The organism is Streptomyces sp. NPDC005761 (genome assembly GCF_040630635.1).
Classification (GTDB): Bacteria; Actinomycetota; Actinomycetes; order Streptomycetales; family Streptomycetaceae; genus Streptomyces.
Genome location: NZ_JBEXXX010000013.1, coordinates 151,404 through 168,062, shown reverse-complemented (window position 1 = coordinate 168,062; position 16,659 = coordinate 151,404). Strand labels below are relative to the sequence as shown.

Annotated in this window: 15 protein-coding genes; 10 read left to right on the top strand and 5 right to left on the bottom strand. The window is 71.9% G+C overall.

Annotated elements, in window-relative coordinates; translation table 11 throughout:
• Positions 1-106: 106 nt before the first annotated feature.
• Together ABZ434_RS15630 and ABZ434_RS15625 are read right to left on the bottom strand one after the other, a co-directional pair.
• Positions 107-595, bottom strand: a complete 489-nt coding sequence (locus ABZ434_RS15630) for a DUF3515 domain-containing protein (protein ID WP_359135840.1) — start codon at positions 593-595, stop codon at positions 107-109.
• Positions 596-615: 20 nt separating this feature from the next.
• On the bottom strand, positions 616-849 hold the full coding sequence (locus ABZ434_RS15625; protein ID WP_064070330.1) for an Lrp/AsnC ligand binding domain-containing protein: 234 nt from the start codon (positions 847-849) through the stop codon (positions 616-618).
• Between the two features lie 308 nt (positions 850-1,157).
• Here ABZ434_RS15625 and ABZ434_RS15620 point away from each other — a divergent pair, with 308 nt between their 5' ends.
• A complete protein-coding gene (locus ABZ434_RS15620) occupies positions 1,158-2,129 on the top strand; it encodes a thiamine-phosphate kinase (protein ID WP_359135837.1) in 972 nt (323 codons plus the stop codon).
• Between the two features lie 10 nt (positions 2,130-2,139).
• Positions 2,140-2,952: a bifunctional hydroxymethylpyrimidine kinase/phosphomethylpyrimidine kinase gene (gene thiD, locus ABZ434_RS15615; RefSeq protein ID WP_359135835.1), complete on the top strand. Its 813-nt coding sequence runs from the start codon at positions 2,140-2,142 to the stop codon at positions 2,950-2,952.
• A gap of 93 nt (positions 2,953-3,045) precedes the next feature.
• On the opposite strand, the gene rpmB is transcribed toward thiD, so the two are convergent.
• Positions 3,046-3,231, bottom strand: coding sequence for a 50S ribosomal protein L28 (rpmB, locus tag ABZ434_RS15610; protein ID WP_003965989.1), 186 nt, complete (start codon positions 3,229-3,231; stop codon positions 3,046-3,048).
• Between the two features lie 257 nt (positions 3,232-3,488).
• On the opposite strand from rpmB, the gene ABZ434_RS15605 reads away from it, so the two are divergent.
• The gene (locus ABZ434_RS15605; RefSeq protein WP_359135833.1) at positions 3,489-5,111 is read left to right on the top strand and encodes a DAK2 domain-containing protein; all 1,623 of its coding nucleotides are present in this window, start codon (positions 3,489-3,491) and stop codon (positions 5,109-5,111) included.
• An 86-nt stretch (positions 5,112-5,197) separates the two neighbouring features.
• Here the strand turns inward: ABZ434_RS15605 and ABZ434_RS15600 are convergent, their stop codons facing one another.
• Together ABZ434_RS15600 and ABZ434_RS15595 are read right to left on the bottom strand one after the other, a co-directional pair.
• Entirely contained in the window at positions 5,198-8,125 is a 2,928-nt protein-coding gene (locus tag ABZ434_RS15600) for a tetratricopeptide repeat protein (protein ID WP_359135831.1), read from the bottom strand.
• Complete coding sequence (locus tag ABZ434_RS15595; RefSeq protein ID WP_359135829.1) at positions 8,122-10,002, bottom strand: HSP90 family protein; 1,881 nt, start codon at positions 10,000-10,002, stop codon at positions 8,122-8,124. The genes ABZ434_RS15600 and ABZ434_RS15595 overlap by 4 nt, the downstream gene beginning before the upstream one ends.
• Positions 10,003-10,174: 172 nt before the next feature.
• Here ABZ434_RS15595 and recG point away from each other — a divergent pair, with 172 nt between their 5' ends.
• From recG to rnc, 7 genes are all read left to right on the top strand, one after another.
• Positions 10,175-12,394, top strand: coding sequence for an ATP-dependent DNA helicase RecG (gene recG / locus ABZ434_RS15590; protein WP_359135827.1), 2,220 nt, complete (start codon positions 10,175-10,177; stop codon positions 12,392-12,394).
• 115 nt (positions 12,395-12,509) lie between these two features.
• Complete coding sequence (gene rsmD, locus ABZ434_RS15585; protein ID WP_359135825.1) at positions 12,510-13,094, top strand: 16S rRNA (guanine(966)-N(2))-methyltransferase RsmD; 585 nt, start codon at positions 12,510-12,512, stop codon at positions 13,092-13,094.
• A 26-nt stretch (positions 13,095-13,120) separates the two neighbouring features.
• A complete protein-coding gene (coaD, locus tag ABZ434_RS15580) occupies positions 13,121-13,600 on the top strand; it encodes a pantetheine-phosphate adenylyltransferase (RefSeq protein ID WP_359135856.1) in 480 nt (159 codons plus the stop codon).
• A gap of 98 nt (positions 13,601-13,698) precedes the next feature.
• Entirely contained in the window at positions 13,699-14,799 is a 1,101-nt protein-coding gene (locus tag ABZ434_RS15575; RefSeq protein ID WP_359135823.1) for a cell division initiation protein, read from the top strand.
• A gap of 214 nt (positions 14,800-15,013) precedes the next feature.
• Positions 15,014-15,622, top strand: a complete 609-nt coding sequence (locus ABZ434_RS15570) for a DUF177 domain-containing protein (protein ID WP_359135855.1) — start codon at positions 15,014-15,016, stop codon at positions 15,620-15,622.
• A gap of 2 nt (positions 15,623-15,624) precedes the next feature.
• The gene (rpmF, locus tag ABZ434_RS15565; protein WP_003965982.1) at positions 15,625-15,798 is read left to right on the top strand and encodes a 50S ribosomal protein L32; all 174 of its coding nucleotides are present in this window, start codon (positions 15,625-15,627) and stop codon (positions 15,796-15,798) included.
• A 19-nt stretch (positions 15,799-15,817) separates the two neighbouring features.
• Complete coding sequence (rnc, locus tag ABZ434_RS15560; RefSeq protein ID WP_359135821.1) at positions 15,818-16,639, top strand: ribonuclease III; 822 nt, start codon at positions 15,818-15,820, stop codon at positions 16,637-16,639.
• Positions 16,640-16,659: the final 20 nt, after the last annotated feature.

Here is a 16,659-nt window from a genome sequence, read left to right as displayed (position 1 = left end):
GCTCACGATCGCGTTCCGGCCGCTGATCGAGGAGTGGGCCGGGCAGCGCTTCGGCTCGCTGGTCCTGAAGCCGGCGGAGCTCCTCGTCATCCCCCCCTCGTACCCCCTACAGGCCGCTGGGAACCGTCTTCTTGACCGGCGCCGCGAAGGCCGCCAGCGGGGTCGCGTCGTGCGCGTACGCCTCCGAGAGCGAGACCTCTACGTACGCCTTGCGCAGGGTGGTCGTGAACCGCGGCCCGTCGTCCTCCCGCTGTTCCAGCAGCCAGTTGACGCCGTCGGCCTCGGCGGCCTTCGCCTGGGCGTCGTCCATCTTCGCGGGGCGCGCGACACCGCAGCGCAGTACGATCGCCCCGTCCCCCCACCCGGCGGTCAGATCCGAACGGGGTGCGGGATCGCTGCGCTCCAGACCGGCGACGGAACTCGGCAGCTCCTTGTGCAGCGCGCGGCAGTAGGCTGCGGCTTCCGAGGAGGGCGTCGGTACCGAGACCGATGCCGCCGGATCCGTGGAAGTGCAGCCGACCGCGGCCAGGAGTACCAGGGCGGCGGACGGACCGAGAAGCACGGGGTGGGGGAGCCGGCGGCGGGAAGATGTCACCGGCCCAGCGTAGACGGGGGCTACAGGTGAACGACCGGACAGGTCAGGGTTCGGGTGATGCCGTCCACCTGCTGGACCTTGGCGACCACCATGCGTCCGAGTTCGTCGACGGTGTCGGCCTGGGCCCGCACGATCACGTCGTAGGGACCGGTGACGTCCTCTGCCTGGATCACTCCCGGAATCTTGGCGATGGTCTCGGCGACTGTCGACGCCTTGCCCACCTCGGTCTGGATAAGGATGTACGCCTGTACCACGGAACCTCCAGGGCGGCCACGAGGATCATGTGGGGGAAAGGGACGCCACGTTATCGCGTTGCCGCGGGCCGCGGGGAGACCTGCGGGCCGGATGACGCCCACAGCGTGGCGTACAGAACGCACAAGTTGACGTATCTCTTGACAGTACCGACAGCAGTGACGGCCCGCGACCGCAAGCTCAGCGGCGCGGACGGGGGACAGGCGGGACGGGCGTGACCGTGACCACCAGGGCGGAGCACGGTCCGGACGTCCGGCCGCTGAAGCAGGCCGGACGCCCGTCCGGCCCCATAGATGAGAGGTGGGACTCGGTGAAGGGAACCGTGGGCGAGTTGGGGGAGTTCGGGCTCATCAGGGAACTGACCTCCCGGCTCACCACCACTCCGGCGGTACGGCTGGGGCCCGGCGACGACGCCGCGGTCGTCACCGCCCCCGACCGCAGGGTCGTGGCCAGCACGGACATCCTGCTGGAGGGACGGCACTTCCGGCGTGACTGGTCGACCGCGTACGACGTCGGCCGCAAGGCCGCCGCGCAGAACCTCGCCGACATCGCCGCCATGGGCGCCGTGCCCACCGCACTGCTCCTCGGCCTCGTCGTCCCCGCCGAACTCCCGGTCACCTGGGCCGGAGAGCTGATGGACGGCATCCGCGACGAGTGCCAGGTCGCGGGGGCGGCCGTGGTCGGCGGAGATGTCGTGCGCGGCGACACCATCACCGTCGCGATCACAGCGCTCGGTGATCTGCGCAACCACGAACCCGTCACCAGGGCGGGAGCCCAGCCCGGCGACGTCGTCGCCGTCACCGGCTGGCTCGGCTGGTCCGCCGCCGGGTACGCAGTCCTCTCCCGCGGATTCCGCTCACCCCGTGCCTTCGTGGAGGCCCACCGCCGTCCCGAGCCGCCGTACCACGCGGGCCCCGCGGCGGCCGGGCTCGGCGCCACCGCGATGACGGACGTCAGCGACGGGCTCGTCGCCGACCTCGGCCACATCGCCGAGGCCAGCAAGGTCCGCATCGACCTGCGTTCCGGGCTCATCGACATCCCGTCCCAGATGTCCGACATCGGGCAGGCCGTCGGCGTGGACCCGCTCCAGTGGGTGCTCACCGGCGGCGAGGACCACGCGATCGTCGCGACGTTCCCGTCCGACGTGAAGCTGCCGGCCCGCTGGAAGGTGATCGGAGAGGTCCTCAACCCCTCGGCGCTGCCGCAGGTGACGGTCGACGGGGCGCCCTGGACCAGCAAGAGCGGGTGGGACCACTTCGGCGACATCGAGGACGCCCAGTAGATTGCGGCGTATGCCCATACCCTCCTCCGCCGTACCGCCCCGAGTGCTCACCGTCGCCGGATCCGATTCCGGCGGCGGTGCCGGCATCCAGGCCGACCTGAAGACGATGCTGGCGCACGGCGTCCACGGCATGAGCGTGCTGACCGCCGTCACCGCCCAGAACTCGCTCGGCGTGCAGGGTGCCTGGGAACTGCCCGCGGACGCCGTACGCGCCCAGTACCGCAGCGTCGTGGACGACATCGGCGTGAGCGCCGTCAAGACCGGCATGCTGTCGTCGGCGCTGCTCGTCGAGACCGTCGCCGCGCTCCTGGCCGGGACGGACGCCCCCGCCGTCGTCGACCCGGTCGGCGTCTCCAAGCACGGAGATCCGCTGCTGGCCGCCGAAGCACTCGACTCGGTCCGGACGAAGCTGCTGCCCGTCGCGACCGTGGCGACCCCGAACCTCGACGAAGTGGCGCAGCTCACCGGCATCACGGTCACCGACGAGGCCGGAATGCGGCAGGCGGCGTCCGCACTGCTCGGTTACGGGCCGCGCTGGGTCGTCGTCAAGGGCGGGCACCTGCCGGGCGAGCCCGTGGACCTCCTCACGGACGGCATCGAGGAGCACTGGCTGCGCGCTCCTCGCCACGACAACCGCCACACCCACGGCACGGGCTGCACCCTCGCCTCCGCCATCGCCTGCGGACTGGCCCGCGGCCAGGACGTGCCCACGGCGGTGCGGGCCGCCAAGGTCTACGTCACCGGCGCGATCGCGGCGGGCTTCCCGCTGGGGTCGGGGATCGGCCCGGTCGACCACGGGTGGCGACTGCGGGACGCCCGCTGATCCGCTCCCCCCGGAAGAGCACAGCAAAAAGCCGGTCCACCGAGGTGGACCGGCTTTTTGGGCAACCGGTAGGGCTGCGCTACGACGGGAACGTCAGCGCGCGACCTTGCCGGCCTTGATGCACGAGGTGCAGACGTTGAGCCGCTTCGGCGTCCGCCCGACCACGGCACGCACGCGCTGGATGTTGGGATTCCAGCGACGGGACGTACGGCGGTGCGAGTGCGAAATGCTGTTGCCGAAGCTCGGCCCCTTGCCGCAAACGTCGCAGTTGGCAGCCACGGGTCACTCCAAAACTTCAGATGCACTTACAGTGAATTCCGGCACGCCGGATTCATTGACTGAAGTGGCGGTACCGGGGGAATGTTCCCGACTCTCGTCGGGCAACCGAAGCAGCATACAACGGCTGCGTCGGAGATACGAAACTACCATGGGTCCACAGCCGCCCGCCCCGCCCCTGGGCCCGTCCCGGCCGCCGGCCGGGGCTACTCTGCGGTGCAGCCCGCCGCCCCGGTACGCGTTTCGAGGAGGACCATCAGGTGCCGCAGACCGCCGACGACCTGGACGCCGTCGCGGTGCGTACCTGGTGCTCACTGGCGCTGGACGCACTGGGCCGCGAGCGCGAGGCCATCGACGCGATCAACGTGTATCCCGTCGCCGACGGCGACACGGGAACCAATCTCTACCTGACCGTGGAATCCGCGGCGGCAGCCGTCGAGGCGGTCTTCGCCGCCCACGAGACCGGCACCTCGGTGCCCTCCACGGCCGACGCGGTACGTGCCATGGCGCACGGGGCGCTGATCGGGGCCCGCGGGAACTCCGGCACGATCCTGGCGCAACTGCTGCGTGGTATGGCCGGGGTCCTGGCCGAAGGAGCGGGCGCCGGCCGGCTGCGCCTCGCGCTCAGCAGAGCGGCGACGTCGGCCCGTGAGGCGGTCGCCCACCCCGTCGAGGGCACGGTCCTGACCGTGGCCGCCGAGGCCGCCGCAGCCGCGGCGCGGGTGGCGGACGGCGCAGGCGCGCCCGCGGTGGTGCGGGCGGCGTACGAAGGGGCGCGGACGGCCCTGGACGCGACCCCCGGGCAGCTCGCCGTCCTCGGCCGGGCCGGGGTCGTCGACGCGGGCGGACGGGGACTCGTGGCGGTGCTCGGCGCGCTCGTCGAGGCGGTCTCGGGCCGGGCCCCGGAACGGGTGCCCACGTTGCCCCCCGCGCACGTCGCCGGCGCGGACTGTCCCGCGGGCGACGACCCGCAGGACGGACCGGCCTTCGAGGTCATCTACCTGCTGGAGGCCGACGACGAGGCCGTGGAACGGCTGCGGGTCCGGCTCGACGGGCTGGGAGACTCCCTCGTGGTGGTCGGCGGCGACGGGCTGTGGAACGTCCATGTACACGTCGACGACGCGGGAGCGGCGGTGGAGGCCGGTGTCGAGGCCGGGCGGCCGTACCGCATCCGGATCACCCACTTCGCCGCGGACCGGGTGCACGCCCGCCCCGAACCCGCCCAGCGCGCCGTCGTCGTGGTCGTCCCCGGCGACGGCCTCGGCGGCCTGTGCGCGGAGGCCGGTGCGACGACGGTGCTCGCGAGGCCGGGTGAGCCCCCGGCCAGCGGCGAACTCGTCGACGCCATCCGCCGCGCGCACGCCCGCGAGGTGGTGCTCCTGCCCAACGACGGAGACCTGCGCCACACCGCGGCGGCCGCCGCCGAGCAGGCCCGGACCGAAGGCATCCGGGTCGCCCTCATCCCCACCCGGGCCGCCGTCCAGGGCATCGCGGCCCTGGCCGTCCACGAACCGGACCGCAGCTTCGACGAGGACGTCGTCGCGATGACCGCGGCAGCCGGCGCCACCCGCTACGCCGAACTGGCCGTCGCCGAACGGCAGTCCTGGACCATGGCGGGCATCTGCCAAACCGGCGACATCCTGGGCCTGATCGACGGCGATGTGGCCGTCATCGGCGAGGACGTCCCGGAAACGGCCCGCAAGGTGCTGGACCGGATGCTGGCGGCGGGCGGCGAACTCGTCACGCTGGTCCTCGGCGAGGACGTCCCCGGCACCCTGGCCGACGCCCTGGAGGAACACGTCCGCGAGGGCTACCTGGCGGTGGACACGGTGGTCTACCGCGGCGGCCACCAGTGCGCTCCGCTGCTGATCGGCGTGGAGTAACACCGCCGCCGCGTGTTCTCGATCGTCGGACGGGGCCGGGCCCGTCCGGCGACCGAGGACGAGGCGCCCCGTCCGGACGAGCGGGGCTACGCCCCCGCCACGTACCCCCGCACCGACTCCACCTCCGACCGTCGCGCGTCCACCGTCCCGTCCGTGCCCGCCGGCACCCCCTCGTACGCCGCGAGCACCTCCGCGGCCCGCCTCAGCGCCGCGTCCGCACGGCCCAGGTCCGCCTCGAGCCAGGCGGCCATCAGGCCGGCGGCCGTACGCCGGTCGAGGTGTTCGGGGCCGGCCTCGTCGAAGGCCGCCGCCGCCCGGTCGACGTAACCGAGCGCCTCCTCGTACGCCAGCCGCGCCGGATCGTCCGCGGCCTCCCCCGGGTCGCCCTCGCACGCGTGGGCGAGCAGTTCGGCGGTCTGGCGGTACGTGTCCGCGAGATCCGCCCGCAGCAGCGGGCCCTCGCACTCCCGTTCCGCCTCGGCCATGAACGCCCGTGCCGCGCCGAGTCCCGGCAGACCGTCCCGAATCGCGATCCAGGCCCGCACCCGCAACGTCCTTGCCAGCGCGGGCACGTCACCGAGCGCCCGCCACAGCTCCCCGGCCCGCTCGTACGCCCGCTCGGCCTCCTGGTTCAGTTCGGCCCGGTACAGAGCCTGGCCGGCGAGCTGGGCGAGCATCGCGTGGTCGTGCTGCTCCGGCCAGGCGCGCGCGACGTCCGCCGCCCGCAGCCAGTGCTCCGCGGCCGCCCGCGGTTCACCGAGCGTGGACAGCCCGTCGCCGAGCCACCACAGCGTCTGGACGACCATGCCGTCCCCGTGCTCCTCGGCCGAGAGATCCGGCAGTACCGCCTCCAGAACGGCCGCCGCCTCCGCCGCGCGCCCCAGCCGGAGCAGCCAGCCGCCGAGCTGGTGCCGGGCATGCGCCCCCAGCGTGGCACTCTCGCCCGCCTCGTCCGCCCAGTGCGCCGAGTCGAGGGCGTGCCCGGTGGCCTCGTCGAACCGGCCCGTCGCGCCGAGCACTTCGGCGAGTATCAGATGCAGCCGGGCCCGCCCCGCGGCGGACAGCGAGGTACTGCCGTGCTCCAGGGCCTTCCGCGCGGCCCGCTCCGCCGTCTCGTGGTCGTCCAGCTGCGCGGCGATCCGTGCCGTCCTGGCCTCGTACTCGACGGCGTACCACGGCTGTTGCGCCGCGTTCACCACGGCCGCCGCCCGCCCGTACAGTTCAGCCGCCGCCGGACCGTCGCCGCGGTACGCCGAGACGTCCGCGAGGAAGCCCAGAGCCTCCGAGACCCTGGTGGCCACCTCGTCCCGTCCGAGCAGGGGCTCGGCGAACGCGAGCACCTCCCGGGCCGCCTGCTCCAGCGCGGCGACCGCCGCTGCCGTCGACTCCTCGTCCGCGGCCTGGAACATCCGCTGCTGGTGGGCCCGGGCCCGGCAGACCAGCACACCGCTCACCTGCCGGCCCGTGGCGAGGCCCTCCGCGTGCAGGGCCCGGACCAGTTCCACGAGCGGCGCGATCTCCGCCAGTGCCTCGTCGGCCGCGCCCTCCTCCGTCGACCGGAGGAAGGCGCGCCTGGCCTGTGCCGCGACGGCCTCGCCTCGGTCTCCGGCCTCCTCGTAGAGCCGGGCGGCCGTCCGGAAGGCCTCCGCAGCCTCCGCGGGCGGCAGTGAGGGGCTCATCGCGCGGTGGTCCTCCACGCTCGCCCGGTCGTGGGCGCTCAGCGCGTCCGCCTCACCCCCTGCCTCCCCGGCTCGCTCGGCGACCGCCCGCCAGGCGGCCCGGGCGTCCGGATGCCCGGCGTCCGAGAGCCGGTGCGCCTCGGCCAGCAGGCCCGCCAGGTCCGCCGCGGGGCCGGTCGCGGCAGGGCGCACGGCAGGCGCCGGGGCCTCGGACGGTGCCGCGAGCGGGACGGCCCGTACCCCGAGCGGCAGCCGGTCCAGCAGCGGGCGGCGCGCCAGACGTTCGCGCACCTGCGCGCCCACGTGGCCGTTGCCGTTGCGGGTGTCGAAGCGGGCAGCCAGAGCCAGTGCCTGGGTCCGCGCCTCAACTGCCAGCAACGCCGCGGTCCAGTCCGTACCGGCCGGGCCCGGTACCGGCTGGGCGCCGTGCCCCAGCTCGGTCAGCCGGTCCATCAGCACGGCGGTGACCGTCAGGAAGTCCATCAGGCTGCCGGGGTTCCCGCTGTCGGTGAAGTACGCGGGCCGGTCCGCCAGGATCTCCAGCGCGCGCGGCTCGTTGCCGGTCAGCGCACAGAACTCGACGTGCAGGGCGACCGAGTACCGCATGCTCTCCATCGGCCGCACCATCCGGTACCCGCGCAGGTGATGCGCGCGGGCCTGCTCCGCACGGCCGGTCCGCAGGAGCGGCAGCAAGGAGGCGGCCAGCACCGCATGCGGCTCGTGTGCGCAGACGTGCTCACCCTCCAGCACCGGCGACCAGGCCGTCAGCGCCTCCTCGTCCAGCCCCCGCAGCGCCTGCCAGTTCCCCTGCTCGTGCAGCTCGCAGGCGTGGCAGTTGGCCATCCGGTCCCGGTCCGCCGCCTGCCAGGCGGTGTACGCCTGCCCGGCCCGCTCCAGATCGCCCAGGTGCCGGGCGATCTCCAGCTCGCCCTGGCGCACCGCCCGCTCGGAATGCCCCGCCAGCCGGTAGCGGCGCTCCATCTCGCCCTGCCACTTCTCGATGGCGGCCAGCGGGATGTGCGGCTGGTCGACCATGGAGCTGGAGACCCACTTGAACATCCAGAACAGATGGTGGGTCATGAACGGGTCGAAGTCGCCCGGCCGTTCGTCCCACAGCCGCAGCAGCCGCGCGAACGGGACGAACATCTTGTCCTTCTCGGAGCTGTAGTTGTAGACCTGCAGCTGATGGACGAGCGCCTCGACGAGCAGCGCCGCGTCCCCGCTCTGCTCCGCCCCGGCCAGCAGCCGCTCCGCACGGGCGTTCCGCGCGGGCCCCTCCGGCTCCTCCTGGTTGTCCCGCAACGCCTGGCGGATGGTCGCCGCATCGGTGCTCATCGGCCGTCCTCCTGAGGGTTCGCGGGGGAGTGCCCCGGAGCGGCGGGATGCGTGGCCCACTCCAGCAGGCCGAGGAACGCCCGGTTCAGCAGCGCCGAGTCGGCGGGCCGCAGCGGCCGCTGCGCCATCAGCAGCGCCTGCCCGTACAACGCCTCCGTCGCGGTCACCGCCAGCTCCTCGCTGTCCAGCGAACTGATCCGGCGGATCAGCGGATTGAGATGGTTCAGGACGAGCCGGGCCCGTGGCGCGCTGCCGCGCAGCGAGCCCAGGATGTCCGCCCACAGGTCGTCCGCCTGCTCCTCGGCCTCGGCACGCGCCTGCTCGTGGCGGGCCGAGCGGTCGTCCAGGTGCAGTGCCGGCACCGTCAGCGGATGGAAGGCGCGCACCGCCACATCGCAGCCGAGCGGATCCAGCCTGGCGCGCGCCGCCGTGAGGAACGCGCCGAGCGCCAGCTCCTCCTGCGGGTCCACGGAGTCCAGGTGCGCGGTGACCGTGTCGGCGTCCAGCTCCGCGACCACCGTCCCCGGCCGGGCCGCGGGCAGCCGCTCGACGAGCTCGGTGTCGTACGTGTAGCCGCCGTTGACCACCCCGATGCCCTGCGCGGAGGCGATCGGCGCGACCTGCCGGAACTCCTCCACGGTCCGGGTGAAGTGCACCACCGGATGGCGCCGGGCGAACTCCTCCAGCGACAGCCGGCCGTCCGTCGTCTCGAACGGCAGCCACGGCAGCATCGTGCGCAGCATGGCGCCGTCGTGCCGGGCGAGCGACTTCACCCCCAGGTGGTGCACGGACAGGAACTCCGCCAGCCGCTCGGGTTCGCCCGCCGCCAGCCCCGTGAGCCAGTCCCTGATGCGCTCGCCCAGCGCGTCCCGCACCGCGGAGAGGGTTTCGTCCGCGTACAGCGCCTCCCGCGAGGCGGTGGGCCGCAGACTGTCCGTGTCGATGACGCACCGTACGAAGAACGCCCACTCCGGCAGCAGCTCGTCCGCCCGGTCCGTCAGCAGCATGCCCTTCAGATGGACCCGGTGACCCGCGCGCTGCGCCGGACTGACGGCGGACGGCAGGACGTGGGCCACCCCGCGGATCCCGGCGAGCGGCAGATCGAGATCGATCGTGTCGAGCGGCGTGAAGCCGAACTGCTCGTGGCAGTGGCGCGCCAGCGCCACCCGCCGCCCTGCCCGACTCGCGTACGCCCGGTCCCACGGCGCCGGCAGACCGGTGACGGCCACCTCGCCGACCCGCACGTCGTAGGGCAGCAGCGAACCGAAATCCCGGGCCAGCGCGAGGACCCGCTCCTCGGACAGCCACTGGGCGCTGCCCGGCCGGGCCGTCAGGTGCACGGTGGTGCCGGGCTCCGGGCGCGCACTGTCGGGAAGCGTGCGGACGGTGTACGAACCGTCGTCACGGGCACACCACTCCACCGGCGGCGCACCGGGCGTCCGCGCGGAGCGGCTCACCACCCGGATCTCGGCCGCGACGACGAAGCACGCCAGCAGCCCGATGCCGAACTGGCCGAGGAATTCCGCCCGCGCCGAGGCGAGCCCCTCGGCCCCGTCCCGCTTGGAGCTGCGGCCGATCGTGGCGAGCAGGCTGTGCACATCGGTCTCGGTCAGCCCGATGCCGCTGTCCTCGACACGCAGCCGGCCGCCCTCGGCGTACAGCCGCACCAGAGCGGGGGCGTCGGGCTGCCCCGCACGGCGGGCCGTGACGGCGTCCACCGCGTTCTGCAGCAGCTCGCGCAGATAGACGCGGGGAGAGGAGTAGAGATGATGGGAGAGAAGGTCGACCAGTCCGCGCAGATCCACCTGGAAGGTGTGCGGCTCCTGGACGGCGGCGGACTCGGTGGGCGCGGAATTCGCTGAGGTCTCAGATGTCATCGTCGCAGCGCCGGTGGGGGGACTTGCGACAGCGCGGGTCGGGCGATCCCTCGATGGGTGATCGCGAACGAGAAGCGGGGGAGCCGATCCTAGGGTTGCGGGCACGATTCTGACCAGGACTTATCGCGGCCCGGTGGCGCCCCTCGGACAACTGTCAGTGGCGTGGTGTGCAATGGATCGCGTGTCTGCGTTCGACGAACCCCTCAAGAAGCTGCTCGGTGGCGCCACCGCGAAGGTGATGGCCGAGCACCTCGACCTGCACACGGTCGGTGATCTCCTCCACCACTACCCACGGCGGTACGAGGAGCGCGGCCGGCTCACGGCGCTGACCGACCTCCCGCTCGACGAGCACGTGACGGTCGTCGCCCAGGTCGACGACGCCCGGGTGATGACGTTCAACGGCGGCCGGGGCAAGCGCCTCGAAGTGACGCTCACCGACGGCCACGGCCGGCTCCAGCTGGTCTTCTTCGGGCACGGCGTCCACAAGCCGCACAAGGAGCTGCTCCCGGGGCGGCGGGCCATGTTCGCCGGCAAGGTCTCCGTCTTCAACCGCAAGATGCAGCTGGCCCACCCCACGTACCAGCTGCTGGACGCCGAGTCCGCCGACGAGGCCGAGGCGACCGAGGCCGTGGACGCGTTCGCCGGCCGGCTGCTGCCGATCTACCCCGCCTGCAAACAGCTCGACTCCTGGCGCATCGCCAAGGCGGTCGACGCGGTGCTGCCCAGCGCCCGGGAGGCCGTGGACCCGCTCCCGGCCGCGCTGCGCGAAGGCCGTGGCTTCACCCCGCTGCCCGAGGCACTGCTGAAGATCCACCGGCCGCAGACCAAGGACGACGTCGCCGCGGCGAAGGACCGGCTGAAGTGGGACGAGGCCTTCGTCCTCCAGGTCGCCCTGGCCCGCCGCAGATACGCGGACACCCAGCTGCCCGCCGTCGCCCGGGGACCGGTCCCCGGGGGACTCCTCGACGCCTTCGACGCCAAACTGCCGTTCACCCTCACCGACGGCCAGGTCAAGGTCTCCAAGGAGATCTTCGACGACCTGGCGACCGAGCACCCGATGCACCGGCTGCTCCAGGGGGAGGTCGGATCGGGGAAGACGATGGTCGCGCTGCGCGCCATGCTGGGCACCGTCGACGCCGGGGGACAGGCCGCCATGCTCGCGCCCACCGAGGTCCTCGCCCAGCAGCACCACCGGTCCGTCACCGAGATGATGGGGGAGCTCGCCGAGGGCGGCATGCTCGGCGGCGCCGACCAGGGCACGAAGGTGGTGCTGCTCACCGGTTCGATGGGCATGGCGGCCCGTCGGCAGGCCCTGCTCGACCTGGTCACCGGAGAGGCCGGGATCGTCATCGGGACGCATGCGCTGATCGAGGACAAGGTGCAGTTCCACGACCTGGGACTGGTCGTCGTCGACGAGCAGCACCGTTTCGGGGTAGAGCAGCGCGACGCCCTGCGTTCCAAGGGCAGGCAGCCGCCGCATCTGCTCGTCATGACCGCCACCCCCATCCCCCGGACGGTCGCGATGACCGTCTTCGGTGACCTGGAGACGTCCGTCCTGGACCAGCTGCCGGCCGGCCGCTCGCCGATCGCCAGCCATGTCGTCCCCGCCAAGGACAAGCCCCACTTCCTGAGCCGCGCCTGGGAACGGGTCCGCGAAGAGGTGGAGAACGGCCACCAGGCCTATGTGGTCTGCCCCCGCATCGGCGACGACGAGGACGACGCCGCCAAGAAGAAGGGGAAGAAGAAGGCCGCCGAGGAGAAGGAGGAGGGGGACAAGCGTCCTCCGCTCGCCGTCCTGGAGATCGCCGAACAGCTCGGCAAGGGACCGCTGAGCGGTCTGCGCGTCGAGGTGCTGCACGGCAGGATGCACCCCGACGACAAGGACGACGTGATGCGCCGCTTCGCCGCGGGCCAGGTCGACGTCCTGGTCGCCACCACCGTCATCGAGGTCGGGGTGAACGTCCCCAACGCCACCGCGATGGTGATCATGGACGCCGACCGGTTCGGCGTCTCCCAGCTGCACCAGCTGCGTGGCCGGGTGGGCCGAGGATCCGCTCCCGGCCTCTGCCTGCTGGTCAGCGAGGCCCACGAGGCGAGCCCCGCCCGCGCCCGCCTCTCCGCGGTCGCCGCCACCCTCGACGGCTTCGAGCTCTCCCGGATCGACCTCGAGCAGCGGCGCGAGGGCGACGTCCTCGGACAGGCCCAGTCCGGGGTCCGCTCCTCGCTCCGGGTCCTGAGCGTCATCGACGACGAGGAGGTCATCGCCGCCGCCCGCCAGGAAGCCGTCACGGTCGTGGCCGCCGACCCGGATCTGGAGCACCTGCCCGAACTGCGCATCGCCCTGGACGCCCTGCTCGACAAGGACCGCGAGGAGTACCTCGACAAGGGGTGACGCGCTCGCGGGGTGCGGGATCCGCGGGAGCCCTGTCCGCCCCGACGCCATATCGTGGGTGGCACGGCGCCCGCAGCACCCTGCGCGCCGCCCCCGACCCGAGGATCAGACACCCATGACCCGCGTGATCGCAGGCGTGGCCGGCGGACGCCGCCTGGCCGTCCCGCCCGGCACCGGCACCCGCCCCACCTCCGACCGCGCGCGCGAGGGCCTCTTCTCCACCTGGCAGGCGCTCCTCGGCACCCTCGACGGCATCCGGATCGCCGACCTCTACGCGGGCTCGGGAGCCGTCGGCCTCGAAGCGCTCTCCCGCGGAGCGGTCCACGCGCTGCTCGTCGAGGCCGACGCCAAGGCCGTCCGCACCGTCCGGGACAACGTCCGCACCCTGGGCCTGCCCGGCGCGGAGGTCCGCGCCGGCAAAGCGGAACAGATCGTGACAGGACCTGCCCCCGCGGACCCGTACGACGTGGTCTTCCTCGACCCTCCCTACGCCGTGACGGACGACGATCTTGGCGAGATCCTGCTCACACTCCGTGCCCAGGGGTGGCTCACAGGCGATGCGCTCGTCACGGTAGAACGCAGCACCAGAGGCGGAGAATTCAACTGGCCCAAGGGATTCGAGCCATTGCGGGCCCGTCGCTACGGCGAGGGAACGCTTTGGTACGGTCGCGCCGCCGCTACGTGCGAAGACGCACGATGACCGGACCGGAGAGCGAGGGAATCAAGTTGCGCCGCGCCGTCTGCCCGGGGTCGTTCGACCCCATCACCAATGGACATCTCGACATCATCGGCCGCGCCTCGAAGCTGTACGACGTCGTACATGTCGCGGTGATGATCAACCAGTCCAAGAAGGGCCTGTTCACGGTCGACGAGCGGATCGAGATGATCCGCCAGGTCACCTCGGACTTCGGCAACGTCCAGGTCGAGGCCTTCCACGGGCTGCTGGTCGACTTCTGCAAGCAGCGCGACATCCCGGCGATCGTGAAGGGCCTGCGGGCCGTAAGCGACTTCGACTACGAGCTCCAGATGGCCCAGATGAACAACGGGCTCTCGGGTGTCGAAACGCTCTTCGTGCCGACCAACCCGACCTACAGTTTCCTGTCGTCCTCCCTGGTCAAGGAGGTGGCGACCTGGGGCGGAGACGTCTCGCACCTGCTGCCGCCCCTGGTCCACGAGGCACTGACGGAACGCCTCGCTCAGCAGTGAGGCGCTGACAGTCCGTCACCAGGTGTCGGGTGGGCGCCGACTGGCCGTACAGTCGTCCCGTCCGTCTCCAATCGGCAGTAGAGAGTGGCGAGCACACGGTGGACGTGCAGAAGAAGCTCGACGAGATCGTCGAAGCGGTCGGGAACGCCCGGTCCATGCCCATGTCGGCGTCCTGCGTGGTCAACCGCGCCGAACTGCTCTCGATGCTCGAAGTGGTGCGCGAGGCCCTGCCCGGCTCGCTCGCCCAGGCCGCGGAGGTCATCGGCGGCCACGAGCAGCTCGTCGAGCAGGCCCGTCAGGAGGCCGGCCGGATCATCGAGAGCGCCCACGCCGAGCGCGGCTCGCTCATCTCCGGCACGGAGATCGCCCGGCAGGCCCAGGCCGAGGCCGACCGGATCCTCGGTGAGGCCCGCAGGGACGCCGAGGAGGTCCGCGCCGAGGCCGACGAGTACGTCGACAGCAAGCTCGCCAACTTCGAGGTCGTCCTCACCAAGACGATCGGCTCGGTCGACCGGGGCCGCGAGAAGCTCCTCGGCCGGGGCCAGGGCTTCGACGAGCAGGGCTACGAGGATCCGGACTTCGCCGAGGCCCCCGAGCGCAGTGCCGACCCGGCCACGCTCCAGCGCCGGGCCGACGAGTACGTGGACACCAAGCTCGGCGCCTTCGAGGCGGTGCTCGCCAAGACCCTGGAGGCCGTCGGCCGCGGCCGCCAGAAGCTGCACGGCAGGGTCGCCACCGACGACCTCGGCGCGCACATGGCGGCCCAGGACGCCGCGGGCAACCAGGGCCACACCAGTGACGAGGACCACTGGGCCGGTCTGGCCGGGCTCGCCACCCCGGAACCGCTCCAGGTGCCCCAGCAGCAGCACAGCGAGCCGCAGTACCCGGCGCAGCCGGAGCCGCAGTACGCCCAGACGTACGCGTACCAGGAGCAGCCGCAGGACGCCTACCAGGCGCAGCCCCAGCAGCCCGACCCCTACGCCGGCTACCAGCAGCAGTCCGATCCGTACGCGGGGTATCAGCAGCAGGGCTACGACCCGAACCAGGTCCAGGTCCCGATGCCGGCGCAGGGCTACGACGCCTGGCAGCAGCCGGTGCAGGCTCAGCAGCACGGCGAAGGCGCGCTGGACGAGACCAGTCTGTTCGACACCAGCATGATCGACCTGGAGCAGCTCCGCCGGTACGAACAGGAGCGCTGAGCGCTCCCGGGGGCCGGCCCCGGTGCTGGTTCAGGGCCGGATTGGGAGCTGGGCGATGTGTCCAGTATCCTGGCTCTTCGGTCGCGCGTATGTCCGCGATCCCGGCTGCCCGCTTCGACTCCGAACCGGTCGGCCCACCCACACCATGCGTGATGCGCACGATTTGAAAGCAGGAGAAGCCCTGAACGGCCACCTCGACCACCGAAACCCCCTCGTGTTCGATACGCACGAGCTGGGTCGGCGTCCCGGTGCCCTCAAGCGGCTGACCCGCTCGGCGGAAGCCCCCAAGGACCTCGGTATCGACGGGGTCATCGGTGTGCCGGAAGGCGCACCGGTGGAGCTGGACGTCCGCCTCGAATCGGTCATGGAAGGTGTGCTTGTCACAGGCACCGCCCGTGCATCCGCCGAGGGGGAGTGCGTAAGGTGTCTGGAGCCGCTCACCCTTCAGGTGGAGGCGGATTTCCAGGAGATGTTCTCGTACCCTGACGCCGATGACCGGAACCGCAGCAAGGCCGCGGACCCGGTCGACGACGCCGAGGACGACGAGGACAGGTTCTTCCTCGAGGACGGCTTGTTCGACCTCGAGTCAGTGCTGCGTGATGCGGTGGTGCTCGCACTGCCGATGCAGCCGGTGTGCACGGAGACCTGTTCCGGTCTGTGTTCCGAATGCGGAATCAGGCTGGACGAGAACCCGGGCCACCACCACGATGTCGTCGATGCTCGATGGGCGGCATTGCAAGGACTCGCCGAGACCGTTCAGGACGGCGAGAAGGACAACATGGGCGGCGCCGATCCCGGCGTCGACGAGAAGCAGGAGAAGTAGCCGTGGCTGTTCCGAAGCGGAAGATGTCGCGCAGCAACACGCGCCACCGCCGGTCGCAGTGGAAGGCTGCGGTCCCCACCCTGGTTTCGTGCGAGCGTTGCCAGGAGCCGAAGCTGCAGCACATCGCGTGCCCCAGCTGCGGCACGTACAACAAGCGCCAGGTCCTCGAGGTCTGAGCGGCTGGTGAGAGGCCCGATGTCTGAGTTGTCCCACGCCAAGAAGCAGGCAGACAACGTCAACACAGCCTCGTCCCACACGCTTCTGGAAGGGCGGCTCGGGTACCACCTCGAGTCCGCCCTTCTGGTGCGTGCGCTGACCCATCGTTCGTACGCGTACGAGAACGGCGGTCTGCCCACGAACGAGCGGCTCGAATTCCTCGGGGATTCGGTGCTCGGACTGGTGGTCACGGACACGCTGTACCGCACTCACCCCGACCTGCCTGAAGGCCAGCTGGCCAAATTGCGGGCCGCGGTGGTCAACTCGCGTGCGCTTGCGGAAGTGGGCCGCGGCCTCGAACTCGGCTCCTTCATCCGGCTCGGCCGAGGTGAAGAGGGCACGGGTGGCCGGGACAAGGCGTCCATCCTTGCCGACACCCTTGAAGCGGTGATCGGTGCGGTCTATCTCGATCAGGGCCTCGACGCGGCCTCGGAGCTGGTTCACCGGCTCTTCGACCCGTTGATCGACAGGTCCTCGAACCTCGGTGCCGGCCTGGACTGGAAGACCAGTCTCCAGGAGCTCACCGCGAGCGAGAGCCTCGGTGTCCCCGAGTACCTCGTCACGGAGACCGGCCCGGACCACGAGAAGACCTTTACTGCTGCTGCTCGCGTCGGTGGTGTCTCGTACGGCACCGGCACCGGCCGTAGCAAGAAGGAAGCGGAGCAGCAGGCGGCCGAGTCCGCCTGGCGCGAGATCAGCGCCGCCGCGGAAGCACGGGAGGCAGCGGAGAAGTCCGCGGCCGACGGAGGGGCCGCCGACACCCCTGCCGACCCGGCGTCCACGGACGTTGCTCCTGCCTGACCCCGAGAACCCCCCGGTGC

What these genes read in the sequence shown, in the direction of transcription:
- ABZ434_RS15595 (WP_359135829.1), bottom strand. Translation starts at nt 10,002, where the DNA reads ATGACATCTGAGACCTCAGCGAATTCCGCGCCCACCGAGTCCGCCGCC.
- rnc (WP_359135821.1), top strand. Translation starts at nt 15,818, where the DNA reads ATGTCTGAGTTGTCCCACGCCAAGAAGCAGGCAGACAACGTCAACACA.
- ABZ434_RS15600 (WP_359135831.1), bottom strand. Translation starts at nt 8,125, where the DNA reads ATGAGCACCGATGCGGCGACCATCCGCCAGGCGTTGCGGGACAACCAG.
- rsmD (WP_359135825.1), top strand. Translation starts at nt 12,510, where the DNA reads ATGACCCGCGTGATCGCAGGCGTGGCCGGCGGACGCCGCCTGGCCGTC.
- thiD (WP_359135835.1), top strand. Translation starts at nt 2,140, where the DNA reads ATGCCCATACCCTCCTCCGCCGTACCGCCCCGAGTGCTCACCGTCGCC.
- recG (WP_359135827.1), top strand. Translation starts at nt 10,175, where the DNA reads ATGGATCGCGTGTCTGCGTTCGACGAACCCCTCAAGAAGCTGCTCGGT.